Annotated in this window: 11 protein-coding genes and 1 pseudogene; 7 read left to right on the top strand and 5 right to left on the bottom strand. The window is 56.1% G+C overall.

The genetic code is table 11. From position 1 onward, the window contains the following. Window position 1 precedes the first annotated feature (1 nt). On the top strand, window positions 2-940 hold the full coding sequence (locus ACERIT_RS06930; protein ID WP_373674117.1) for an Eco57I restriction-modification methylase domain-containing protein: 939 nt from the start codon (window positions 2-4) through the stop codon (window positions 938-940). 47 nt (window positions 941-987) lie between these two features. Here the strand turns inward: ACERIT_RS06930 and ACERIT_RS06925 are convergent, their stop codons facing one another. Then, entirely contained in the window at window positions 988-4,050 is a 3,063-nt protein-coding gene (locus tag ACERIT_RS06925; RefSeq protein ID WP_373674116.1) for a hypothetical protein, read from the bottom strand. Window positions 4,051-4,599: 549 nt separating this feature from the next. Here ACERIT_RS06925 and ACERIT_RS06920 point away from each other — a divergent pair. Then, window positions 4,600-5,595, top strand: a complete 996-nt coding sequence (locus ACERIT_RS06920) for a transposase (protein ID WP_373674115.1) — start codon at window positions 4,600-4,602, stop codon at window positions 5,593-5,595. A gap of 13 nt (window positions 5,596-5,608) precedes the next feature. On the opposite strand, the gene ACERIT_RS06915 is transcribed toward ACERIT_RS06920, so the two are convergent. Next, a complete protein-coding gene (locus tag ACERIT_RS06915; protein WP_373674114.1) occupies window positions 5,609-6,595 on the bottom strand; it encodes a hypothetical protein in 987 nt (328 codons plus the stop codon). Window positions 6,596-6,681: 86 nt separating this feature from the next. Next, complete coding sequence (locus ACERIT_RS06910; RefSeq protein ID WP_373674113.1) at window positions 6,682-7,002, bottom strand: PadR family transcriptional regulator; 321 nt, start codon at window positions 7,000-7,002, stop codon at window positions 6,682-6,684. A 111-nt stretch (window positions 7,003-7,113) separates the two neighbouring features. Here ACERIT_RS06910 and ACERIT_RS06905 point away from each other — a divergent pair, with 111 nt between their 5' ends. The 3 genes from ACERIT_RS06905 (at window position 7,114) to ACERIT_RS06895 (ending at window position 9,003) form a co-directional block, all read left to right on the top strand. Continuing rightward, the gene (locus ACERIT_RS06905) at window positions 7,114-8,115 is read left to right on the top strand and encodes a hypothetical protein (RefSeq protein WP_373674112.1); all 1,002 of its coding nucleotides are present in this window, start codon (window positions 7,114-7,116) and stop codon (window positions 8,113-8,115) included. A 145-nt stretch (window positions 8,116-8,260) separates the two neighbouring features. After that, window positions 8,261-8,632 (top strand): hypothetical protein, encoded by a 372-nt coding sequence (locus ACERIT_RS06900; protein WP_373674111.1) that lies wholly within the window; start codon window positions 8,261-8,263, stop codon window positions 8,630-8,632. A gap of 14 nt (window positions 8,633-8,646) precedes the next feature. Beyond that, window positions 8,647-9,003, top strand: a complete 357-nt coding sequence (locus tag ACERIT_RS06895; RefSeq protein WP_373674110.1) for a hypothetical protein — start codon at window positions 8,647-8,649, stop codon at window positions 9,001-9,003. Between the two features lie 95 nt (window positions 9,004-9,098). On the opposite strand, the gene ACERIT_RS06890 is transcribed toward ACERIT_RS06895, so the two are convergent. Beyond that, a complete protein-coding gene (locus ACERIT_RS06890; RefSeq protein WP_373674109.1) occupies window positions 9,099-9,368 on the bottom strand; it encodes a hypothetical protein in 270 nt (89 codons plus the stop codon). Between the two features lie 523 nt (window positions 9,369-9,891). Further along, the gene (locus ACERIT_RS06885) at window positions 9,892-10,410 is read right to left on the bottom strand and encodes a helix-turn-helix transcriptional regulator (RefSeq protein WP_089768623.1); all 519 of its coding nucleotides are present in this window, start codon (window positions 10,408-10,410) and stop codon (window positions 9,892-9,894) included. Window positions 10,411-10,548: 138 nt separating this feature from the next. Here ACERIT_RS06885 and ACERIT_RS06880 point away from each other — a divergent pair, with 138 nt between their 5' ends. Both ACERIT_RS06880 and ACERIT_RS06875 read left to right on the top strand, forming a co-directional pair. Further along, on the top strand, window positions 10,549-10,755 hold the full coding sequence (locus ACERIT_RS06880) for a hypothetical protein (protein ID WP_373674108.1): 207 nt from the start codon (window positions 10,549-10,551) through the stop codon (window positions 10,753-10,755). 42 nt (window positions 10,756-10,797) lie between these two features. Continuing rightward, a pseudogene (locus ACERIT_RS06875) lies at window positions 10,798-11,358 on the top strand (PD-(D/E)XK nuclease family protein); the annotation flags it as partial. Window positions 11,359-11,450 lie beyond the last annotated feature (92 nt).

Genomic DNA, 11,450 nt, shown 5'->3' with positions numbered 1-11,450 from the left:
CATGAGCACCGACACCGGCTACGTCCCCACGCCGTCCCGCGTCGCCGACTTTATGACAACCAGCGTCTTCGGCATCGACCGACCCACGAGCGAGGATACGGTCTTCTACCCCGGCCTCGGCACAGGACGCCTCTACGACGCTGTCCACCGCTACTGCACGCCCGGCGATGGCTACGTCTCAAAATTCGACTACGATCCCCCGCAAGGCGTCGCGTACGAGATTGATCCAGAGCTCGTCACCGAGTTCAGGCAGACACATCCTGACGCCGCCCTCAAAGTCTACCAGACAGACTTCCTCACGGCGACGATCGACGAACGCGTCGACTACGTCCTCGCGAACCCTCCGTACATCCACTACAACGACCTCCCCGATGATCGCCGCAATCAGTATACCGACCGTTTCGATACTGCTCACGGTCAGTACAACAGCTACTACCTTTTCTTTGAGCAGGCGCTTCGCGCCCTCACGCACGGCGGCACCCTCACCTTTCTTACCCCTATCCAGTATCTCTTTGCGGACAACGCCCAGCCCCTCCGTCGTCTCCTCAGTCGGCACACGTTCGATGCGTTCTACCTGATGCCGGACGCGATCTTCGACGAGACCACCCAGACGATGATCACCACGCTCCGCAAGGTCGAACATCCCCCGCCGAACTTCGCTTGGTCCCCGCCTAGTGAGTCCGACTTCTGGCTCAAACCCCTCTACCGCTATGAACATGACTACTTCTTCCCCGACCGGACGGATGATGAGAAGACCGCTCTCTGGGCCGACTATCGAGACCTCGCCCGAAACCTCCGCGGACCGGTCAGACGAGCTACTACCCGCCGCTCCAAGACGAGGCAATCTCCCTCCGAGCAGGTAGAACTCATCGAGTACTACTTCGGGTCGACTGTATCCACTGCCACTAGCGATCAAGCAGAGCTATCTAAGTTCGGGTGACCATCCGAGCGACCGCCCTGTTTTATTATGATGGTAGAATTAAATGTTCATTCATCTTTTAACTCGGTAATCGTATACGAGACATCTTGTTCCAAATATAGGAGGTTGGCTTGGACGGGCTCAAATCGGATTTTCAGCCGGGTTTGTAATCCCTCCGGCTCCTCCATCATTTCTAATTCTGGCGGAAGATGCAACGTTTCCCCAATGTCACTAATATCGTTCGACCATTCCTCGGCGAAGTCATTTAATTCGTCCAAAGCCTCTTGCAATGTCATCGTCGTACTCACTTCGTTCTTAAACGGCCGGTGGCGGGTTTCTGCCCACTCCTCCACGAGATCCTCATCTTCCTCCGGTATGTCCTGTTCTGGGAGATGCAGCGGATTGAAGAACGGACCGAGTTTACGCTGCTGGACAACCCGCCCATCAGCTGTTTCCGCTTCCACCTCCACCCATGACACAGCAGGCCGCATCGCCTCATCCAAGCCATCATACAACGCGGACAAATTCGAGGCAGACTCTATTACCTCAATCTGCTCGTCGACAAGAAAACCAAGGGTCCGAATTTCTTCATCAAGATGCTGCTCAAGCTGGGCAAGCCTCCGATACCAATCAAGGTGCTCCCAATCAACCGGCGGGACTGATACCTGAGACTGTGGCCGTAATTCACCAACATTTCGTCCCTCTGCAATAAACTGAATGGACTCTAACGCGTCATCTGCTGCCGCCTTCGCAAACCGACACACTTCAAAATAGTCTGACACCGATATTAACGTATTACTGAAGGACCAGTTGACTTGGCCACTAAATTCTCCGTACTCCTCAACGACCGCTTCGAACTCATCACGATCCATCGCATCGATATGGAACAAGTGGTACGCACCGTCCTGCCTAGGATCAAATGAATACTGCACCGAGTGCGGGAACTCGTCCGTATACTCCTCCTCATCTACAATAATGAACTGAGCCCGTGTCCCGTCACTATACATCCGCAGCTTCGCCGGAAGCACCGTCGCAAAGGGCGTCGTCTGCACACCGTCCTGTAGCGAGAACCCCTCAACCGGGGTTACGTCAAGCCACAGCACTGGGATCGGATGCTCCTCCGACGCTTGCAACACGTCTCGAGTCAAGCCATCATTGAGGAACCGCAAATTCTCTGTCCGGTATAATTCGCCGTCAATGTATAGCTCAAGTGCTGGATCGTCCATTAACTCGAACACAGCATAGTCTGGCACGTTGCGCAATCCCGTGACTTTACCGTCATAATAGAGATAACGACCATCATCCTGTAAACTGGCCTGCACCGCAACATTCCCATAATACAGGCCATTACTGTCCGTCAGGATCCCAACACCCTCGATCGTGTCTCCGACCTCCATTGGCGCTTGATCCTGCCGTCCTTCGCGTAGAGCGGCTTCTTTTGCCTCGATCTCGTCAATCACGTCGGTGATCGTATCGCATGAATCCAAGTTACTGCGGACGACATCCAAGATCATTCGCGTTCGTGATTGGAGTCGCTTCACGTCACGTTCTAACTCGGGGAAATCACGAGCTGCATCATGCACAATTTGGCTGCGAATATCGTACATCCGCTCGAAGATCGGTCGATATTCTTTCTCGAACTTCGGCATAATCTGGAGTAGACGCATGGCTCGTTCCGCCAGCTGCTCCTTCTTCTGCCACACGGTGCGGTCGGGAACGAGAACGTTCTCTAGGGCGATGATGAATTTCAAGAACTGATCCTCAGGATGATAGCTTTCTAGGCCGTACCGGAACCAGCGAAGGCTGTTTTTGTATCCCTGCTCCAATTCCGATGGATTGTCAGAGATGTTGAAGAACGATTGCTGCCGGTCAACGTGATTTCTCACCTGCTCTGTCGACAACACCGAGCGATGGCCATACCGCTGGTTCCAGGACTTGAACCGGTTACTCGTTCCATCGGGCTCGAATTCGTAGAAAATGTAGCTCAGCTGCTGAAACGGCGACGCAATTAGGCCGTGATCGCGATAGAAATTCAGGACGTCTAGAACCCGGGAGAGTTCTTCCCGCATCGCCTTCCGCGTGACACCGCGTACCGGGCCTGTCGTCGCCATATAAGCGAACTTATCAGCTAAACCGAGGTCGTGGTCGACAAACGATTCGGGAAGAACATACTCCGCCTCATCGGACTCCGCGCTTTCGTCCTCAACCTTCAATCGATCCCGGAGGTCAAAATCGCTGTGAGACTGATCGTAGATGGTGATTTGCCCGGCAAACAAGCGGTCGACATCGAGATCACAGTCAGGAAGAGGGATGTAGTACTCGCGTCCATGATTGGTCCCGGAGAGTGTGTCGATAAGGTTGTCAATCCGTTCGTCGTGAGAATCGAACTCATCTGTAGTGAACGTATTTAGCAACCGGTCTATATCTGTTTTCGACTGTTCTACAGCCTCCGCTTTCCCAAATGTCCAGCCATCAGATCGTAGTTCAGCTGATAGCTGAGCGACTATCGTGCGCAGCGTGTCCTGGCTGATTTCCTCCTCGTAGTGGAGGAATGACGCAATATCCTGGATGAGCGCGGATTTGTAGCGGTCGCGAAAATCAGGTGTTCTGAGATCGCTGATTACAGTGGCTAACGCCGCCTGCAGGTCTTCGATATCCGCTTCAACCGAGGATTCGCGTTTCGCAAACTCAGCGATTACACCGCCAAGTTCTGCATAGAAATCATCGACTGACTTCTCAATCCCATGGTCTTCAAATACCGTTTCGAGTTCGGACTCATCGTAGTCAACCGAGTCGTTCAGTTCACGTTGTAGACGCTCGGCATCTGACTGTCGCTGACTCTCATCAATTTCGAGATAATCATCCAATTGCTCACGGATGTCAGCAAACTCACCGCGCTGTATATCATCGAAGCAGGCCTCAACGTGACGAACTTTTTCCAATATTTTCCCTCGATTATGAGGCTGATCGATAAGCGTCGTCTGGAGACTTTCTAATAAGTCTACCAGTTCCTGACGAGGGCTTGATCGATATCGCTCTGTATCAATGACTTCCCTCCAAGCGCCCTCCAATCGTCGGGCACGCTCATCCGAAGTAGAAAAATCGCGGACTCGGAATTTACCTGATACCATAGTATACCTCCTTTATGAAGGAGTATGTTAAAAACAGGCTGGTGAAATCCCGCATCGCTGTCTGAACCATTGGCTGATGGCTGATTAGGAGGATTTCGACAGTTCTTAGATGGTAGCAATTGCGCGATTCGCGCCCTGTATTCCGCAGACTAGTATTATCAACCGTCGATGATTGCTATTACTACTTCGGCGGTTGCCAACGGATTGGTTCTGAATGCCCAGAGAAAGTGAGCGGAGTCTCTCGATTTTCGGAGACGGTGTTGAAGCGTTGTAGTGGAATCGGACGGCGCGGTGCGATGGCGTATCGATCCCGATGATTGGCCCGAAAAGTCCGTTCCTGGCCACCTCGGACCGATCGACGTGATCACCAGAATCGCACGCCGGCCCTAACCGCCGAAGTAGTACTATGGAGCCGGTGCTCAAGCACGTCGAATGAGTCTACCTACTGAACGGGACCCTGTTCGGTAATTCGGTAGGTTTCGTGTAGCCGCCGTCTATCGATTTTCCTATCGTCGAAATGGTAAGTATGGCTGGGTTGGCAGGTTAAGTATGCCAGCTCACCCTGCCTCACCAGCCGACGTGTTGGATGGGGCGCCGTTCGCAAAGATACTTCGATCGGCAAAGCGCCGCGTCATCGCGGCGCTTGACCTGTCCGTCCTCGACGAGTGGATGGACAACGGCCCAGGCCGCAATCCGACGTATCCGCGCTCGCAGATGCTGCGCGGACTGTTGCTGTGCACCGCCGAAGCGAAGTTCCAGTTTCGGGAGCTCGAGGAGTGCTTTGACTCGTTGATCGGGCGTCTCATCTGCCGGTTCGGCGATGAGACGCCCGTGCTCAGTACGATCTGGGAGTTTTGGAACCGTATCCAGCCGCACATACAGGATGTGTTCGATCACATCGTCCAGCTGCTCGATGACCTCGGTTTCTACGCGAATCGGTTCGTGTTCGACTCGACGCACCTCGCCTGCCCACGCACCGATCCCGACGGTGCGTGGGCGTGGGATCACGTCGCCGAGGAGTGGGTCTACGGGTATGGATTGCTGGTCGCGGTCGACTGCGCCAGCGATCTCCCCGCTGGCGCAGTCGTGACCCAGTACAAGCAGCATCCCGAGACGGCGACGCTCGAGTGCTATGAACGAGTGAGTGAGAACACGACGGTGACGGTGATTCTGGGGGATTCAGCGTATGACACGCTGGAGTTCCACGGACGGTGTCTCGACGATCGAACGCTTCCGATCTGTACGTACAACCCACGGAACACGAACGAGCCGCTGGACATCGTGTTCCGTGTTGAAGCTTTCGCTGAGGAGTACGGTGTTCAGCTACATCGGGATGCACTTAGGGACGCGTTCGCCGACAGAATCGTCGGCGAACGCTTTTTCAGTGGACTCAAAGAGGACGACCGAAAGCTCACGTTTCGCGTGCACGGACGCCAGCGCGTTGAAACTCACGTCGGTCTCGTGTTGATCGACCGGCTGATGACCGCGCTGGCGAACCGGCTGGATGATCCAACTGCGAACCTTCGGAGAACGAAGCCGTGGTAATTACCGAACAGGGTCACTGAACGGGTGCGGTATTCTCACACGCCCGGTCACTACCTGCCGTCTTCTCATAGTACCCTGAGCACCCCCAGAACTGGCGGTTCTTCCCTTTCGGGGATTGGAGCACCATCGGCCGACCACAATCCGAGCAGACCTTTAGTTCGTCCTGCGTTGCCACCGCGTTCTCGAGTTTCTCACGGAGATTCTGTGGCCACGTCTGTATCCGATACGTCCGCTTTGGCTTCCGCAGCGGCCGCCACGTCGACTCCTCGCCGGCGTCGGCCACGTTCAGCAGGAGGACCGATTTTATCGCGTCTGAACCAGCTTCACGACTCGCGTTGTCTTCGCGGTCGATCGACGAGTATACTCGCAGGCACTTCTCCCCGTCATCCAGAATCGACTCGTACACCCATTCATCTGTCCAGCCGTACGTCTTCCGCTCAAAATCGACGCTGACACCCTCAAGAAACGTCTCGAACTCGCGACGTGTAATCGGCCGATACGTCTGCGCTGAATCATCCGAGTCGTGCTCCTCGACCATCGCGTCCGTACCCACTCCATCGCCCGCAGCTACCGACTGTTCGGTCACACCATCGTCTGGCAAGTCGTCTGTCGTCTCGACTGGGTCCGAGGTGTCTTCTGGTGACTCCGCACCCGGCCACACGACATCGCGGAAGACGCTTGCTTTCGAGTCATAATCGGCGACGATCTGCACGGCACCGACGTCTTGGAGCTGCTCGCGAACTCGATCCGGGAGGGAGGCATACGCGGACTCAGACACTGGATAGCTCTTGATTGGGAGCGAAACGACGTCGAAGACCGTTAGCTCACGATGCGAAGCGTCTCCGAAGCGCATCAGATAGCCGGTCTGGCTCGATAGTTGTGTGCGGGATTCGCGTAACGCCTCGGCAATCCCCGGTCGCTGCTCTGAGTCTACATCGGCAGTCGCGAGCAGTGTAATGACGTCGTACTCTATCCGCCCCCGCGTGCTGTTCGGTGGCATAACTCATCCGCCTCATCCAGATAGTCCTGTCCCCTTGCTTAACACTCTTACTCTGAACAGAATAGGATCAGGTTCCCCCGCAACCGCTACTGGCTACGAGCGCCACCGTCTGCTATGGCCTCAGATCTCTCCTCGACATCAACGTGGTCGTTCTCCCATTGCCGCCGCTCTGCGAGTAGCTCGCGAGCAGCATCGGTGAGCTCGTACGAATTCGTACGGTCGTCGATTTTGCCCTTCTTGAGGAGTCCTTGCTCGACGAGCCTGTCGAGATTCGGATATAAGCGACCGTGGTTCACTTCCTCGCTGTAGTATTCCTCAAGTTCGCGTTTAATTGCCAGTCCGTAGGGCGAATCCTGATCACCGACCGCATACAGTATATCCCTCTGAAATGCGATTAGTTCTCGCATCACACCGATCTTCATTCGTACTCCCTTATATGACTGGGGGGTATGACCCTCCAAATTTGCCCCAACTAGCGGTCTCCCCTGTGATTTCTTTCGCGCCACAAGTGCAGACGCATGGCAAAACCGAATCAAACGCCAACGACTCCCGACGATATCCCGTTCCCCCTCCTCGAGCGGGGCGATGTTGTCCGCCTCAAGGACCCCTACGAGCTCGCACCGAGTCGGTATCTCGCTACCGACACCGAAGCCACTGCAGCTGCGCTCGCTGCTACGAGCATTGACCCCGATGACCTCCCCGACCATCTCGACATCGAGCACGTCCTCCACTCCCCTCAGTACGAGGAAATCGACTCCGCCCCACCCATTCGCACCTTCACGCACGGGATCGTCGCGGAAGTCGCTACCCGGTACCCCGCTCGTGACTTCGATCTGCCGGACGGCCGCATCGTCGACTACCAGAGTGTCGGCGGAGGCCCACCTCGAAATGTCGCTCTCTTCCTTTTCAATCCCGAGACTGGCCTCATCTTCCTTGACCGCGGCGCCGGCGAAACCGGCCGCCCTACTTTCGTTGACTTCCACATTCAGTACCTCATCCTCGTCCAGAAGCACAACGAGGCCTATTCCCACCGCGAAATCGACATTGGGGCTGTCTACAACCTCTGGGGAATCACCGATATCGTCGACACACTCGCGGGCGACGACACCGACGAACCAACCGAACCGCAGCCCTTCCTCTCTTTGACTGAGACCGGCCCCGCAGCGGCCGCCAGCGGTTCTTGGCTCAGCGTCGACCCTGATCGCCTCATCAGGTCACTCGCCGCCGAAGCCCAAGAACGGCTCCAGAACGAGAGTCCCAGTCTCTATGACGCGATCCACAACACGATCGAGTCCAACCGAGCCGACCTCTGGCGTGAGCTCTCCTTCGTCGAACAGATAGCACTCGCCGACCAACTCACCGAAATGTACAGCCTTGAGGACGCCTACGAAACAGAACAAGCCAGCGAGGCACCCTACGGTAGTGAGGATTGGCGTGAAGCCATCCTCAGCGGTTACTTCTGGCATATTCTCCAGAGCGCGATCATAGCCGTCCTCGACGCCGACCACGACGACCTTTGATCGAGTGCCTCCCTTGTGAGTGTCCAAAGATTCTGTCAGGGGTAGTACTACCCCTCGCGTTTCTCCTCGTCCACACTGAGTCGAACGGTGCGATCGAACTATGTCCACACAGCCCTCAACGAAAATCCTCTGCCACTGGTCGACGATGGTCGACACTGCGACCAACGTCGCCATCGACTCGAACGATCAGTCCCATCGCGTCGTCGTCCGGGAATGGCCTGACCGCCCCCAGGTCGACATCGTCCACGAGCAGCGCGTTGGCGCAGGCGACGACTGGCAGACCGCGGATCTCAAGGAAGTTCACCCACTCGTCCACCGAAGCACGACTACGCTCTGTACGTGGGTAAAAACGCGTTATGACCGAGGGATCGCGATGGCGAGCTACCGGAACGATATCGAGCATCGGGTCGTTATTCGTCCTATCGAACCCGCCGATGGTTTCGAGGTCGTTCACGAGCGCCGCGGGCCCAGCGAGGACACCTGGACGACCGTCGACGACCACCAGATCACCGCCTAGCCACACACAGACAGATGCCACGAGACAGATTCATCGGCGACAGCCCAGAGGACGCCCTCGAAGCGTTCATCGACGAGTGGTGTCGCAAGCACGAACGAGACGGCTACAGCTATGCCTACCAGGACAAGCGAATCACCGAGGATCCAGAGAGCAAGCCGAACGCCGACGCGAAGTTCCGGTTCACGCGAAAAGAGACGCTCTACTCGCCGACCTACCGGGAATACGAGGGCTATATTTACGAAACACACGACGGTCGGTACGCGGTCGAGCACTGGGACAGTTATGTCGATCGTAACACTCCGTCGCCGAAGCCTCCGGGGAAGACACCGCGCCGCCTTCGCGGGCGGCGACCGCGCGACACCCGCTACTGATTGGGTACGTCGAAACACCCGTTTTTGTTGCGGGCTGACTACAACACAAGACGACGGCCCCCGACCACCACACCAACACGGACGGGGACGCTGAACTACGATCCCGACTGGCCCGTTCCCTCGCTACCAGCGGTTTCGAGGACGTCCTCGTCACCGACCGAGCGACCGCCAAGAAAGTCCTCACGGAGAAGCGCCAGCAACTCATCTCCCGCATCCGTGAAGGCGACATCAAGTTCGTCCGCGCCCTCGCCGATGACCTCGATCGCGACGTCTCCGGCGTCAGTCGCGACCTCAATCTTCTCTTTGAGGCCGATATCATCGAGTTCGATACCGACGACCAACGCAAAATCCCCTACCTCAAGCACGACACTGTCGTCGCCGAACCAATCGCGTAGCGACCTACGGACTCGGGCGAACGCTGTCCGGGAGACTCGGGACACGGTCACGAAGCTCAGTGAGGCAAGTTTCGAGGATTGCCATCGGATTCGAGTCTGTGAAGGATGCAGACTCACGGTGCGGTGCTGGCCACGCTTCGTGGTCAACTTGGAAATGACTTGGGCCGAGCTTCTCGTGGGTTTTGTCTTGATGCCAGCCACATGACCACGGGGTCCCCGGTTCATTATACTGAATGCGGAACTCATCGCGCTTGGAATGGGGGCGCCACTCGAATTCAAGTGTCGCGTCGCCAGCGTCCGTGTTCTGGTCAAAAAAGACCGCGCGATCGAGGGTCGCTACGAGACGGACTGGCCGCATCGGACTTGGTTTGGCTTCTACGGTCGTCACGCCAGCTTCCCGTTGAAGTCGATTTGTGACTCGTTTGTGGACCTCGTATCGGTGGAGATGCGTGTCTCCAGAAATCGGTGGATTTCCCATTTTACTGTCACCGAGTCAGTTGGCGGAGGCAATACGACTCTCACGAGTCGCCTCAATCGTATCATAGAGCTGAATCGCCTGCTTAATGAGCATCGCTTGGTGCTCATAGTAGTCCCAATCCTCCGCGTCGTGGCGCCGCTGCCGGCGTTCGGATGCCGGAATATCATCACCGACGGTCGCCCGAAGTTCGTCAGCGGACTCCACATCGTACTCCTCTTTCCATTCGTCGATATCGTCCCGGATTGCATCTAGTTCAGCCGTGAGTTCGTCTTTTCGATGGTCGTTGACGAGGTCACGGATCTGATCGAAATACTGGGTGACTGGATCTGGATAGTAGCGGGTCTCGCGGCCCCGCTGGATCGTCGCGAGTTTATCCGCTTCGACCAGTTGCGTGAGATACTTTTCAGCCGTGTTTCGGGCAACACCAGCAGCCTCAGCTATCTCTCCCGCATTCTTTGGTTCACGAACCGTCATCGCAACCTCCCGAATCCGGGCGACCTTTGCCGTGTGATCCGTGGTTCCAGAGTCGCTCATACACGTATTCGGATCTCCAGCACCATTACTGTTTTGAATCCTAGTTCAAAATATTGAATTAGTCTTGTTTTTCGCCCGCATACCGACGAACGGGCCTCGCATCCATCGCTGCGACGACGTTCGAAGAGGAGATTCGCTATGATCGACTTCGAGTCCGCAATCCAGTCCACACTCATCCAGCTCAACGACGAGCATAGCCACACCGAGCTCGACCCCTACACCTTCCACCCGAGTCAGCTCGCGAAGTGCCCCCGTCAATGCTACAACTCAAAACTCGGTCTTCTCGACCATACCGACGCGCTTGGCACCTTCCACACGGGAACCACCATCCACGAGTTTATGTAAAACGAGGTCACCCCGGACCTTGACGTCGAAACCCAGAGCGAAGTCGCAATCGAGATGGAGATGGATGGGCTCACGATTATCGGCCATGCCGACCTGTACGAGCCCGGCACCAACACTGTCTACGACTACAAGTCGCGAGCAAACTGGTATCGGTTCAATCCACCCATCGAGCGCCATCTAGATCAGATCAATCTCTATATGAAGGCGCTTGGTGCGTCTCAGGGCCAGATCGTGTACCTCTCGAAGTCCGATCTCGAAGTTCGGACGTGGCCACCGGAGAGCGCCGGTATCGACGCTTTCGGTCTCGACCCGGGACGCGTCCAAGACCTTCTTGAGAAAGGCAAGCACATCGCCGCCACAATTATCGGCGAGGGCTACCCGACGAGCAAAGAAGACATTCCCTTCAAGAAGTGCGACTGCTGGCTCTGCGAGAAGGAATCCCTTCGCTTCGATCATATCCAAATGGATACCGACTCGACCGTAGCGCGCAACGCACTCGGAGTAGAAGGCGACGATACAACGGACTTCGAAGCGACTGAGGATGACAACAGCGGGGACGCTACAAGTAGTAGTGAAGTCTCCCAATCTCCTGCTGACGTCTGAACACTATCATCTACCGCCTTCATTCTCATCTGTCTCCGGCAAACCGCTTTGATGAATTCTATCGAGAACTCAGATTAGCTCAGTAACCCAAG

It is taken from the genome of Halopenitus sp. H-Gu1, from assembly GCF_041821145.1.
GTDB lineage: Archaea > Halobacteriota > Halobacteria > Halobacteriales > Haloferacaceae > Halopenitus.
The sequence above is the reverse complement of the archived record's forward strand: the minus strand, read 5'-3'. Positions and strand labels throughout refer to the sequence as shown.

Bases quoted from the DNA above. Each gene is read 5' to 3' on its own strand.
- ACERIT_RS06885 (WP_089768623.1), bottom strand. From the start codon at position 10,410: ATGAGCGACTCTGGAACCACGGATCACACGGCAAAGGTCGCCCGGATT.
- ACERIT_RS06925 (WP_373674116.1), bottom strand. From the start codon at position 4,050: ATGGTATCAGGTAAATTCCGAGTCCGCGATTTTTCTACTTCGGATGAG.
- ACERIT_RS06915 (WP_373674114.1), bottom strand. From the start codon at position 6,595: ATGCCACCGAACAGCACGCGGGGGCGGATAGAGTACGACGTCATTACA.
- ACERIT_RS06880 (WP_373674108.1), top strand. From the start codon at position 10,549: ATGATCGACTTCGAGTCCGCAATCCAGTCCACACTCATCCAGCTCAAC.
- ACERIT_RS06930 (WP_373674117.1), top strand. From the start codon at position 2: ATGAGCACCGACACCGGCTACGTCCCCACGCCGTCCCGCGTCGCCGAC.
- ACERIT_RS06920 (WP_373674115.1), top strand. From the start codon at position 4,600: ATGCCAGCTCACCCTGCCTCACCAGCCGACGTGTTGGATGGGGCGCCG.
- ACERIT_RS06895 (WP_373674110.1), top strand. From the start codon at position 8,647: ATGCCACGAGACAGATTCATCGGCGACAGCCCAGAGGACGCCCTCGAA.
- ACERIT_RS06905 (WP_373674112.1), top strand. From the start codon at position 7,114: ATGGCAAAACCGAATCAAACGCCAACGACTCCCGACGATATCCCGTTC.
- ACERIT_RS06910 (WP_373674113.1), bottom strand. From the start codon at position 7,002: ATGCGAGAACTAATCGCATTTCAGAGGGATATACTGTATGCGGTCGGT.
- ACERIT_RS06900 (WP_373674111.1), top strand. From the start codon at position 8,261: ATGGTCGACACTGCGACCAACGTCGCCATCGACTCGAACGATCAGTCC.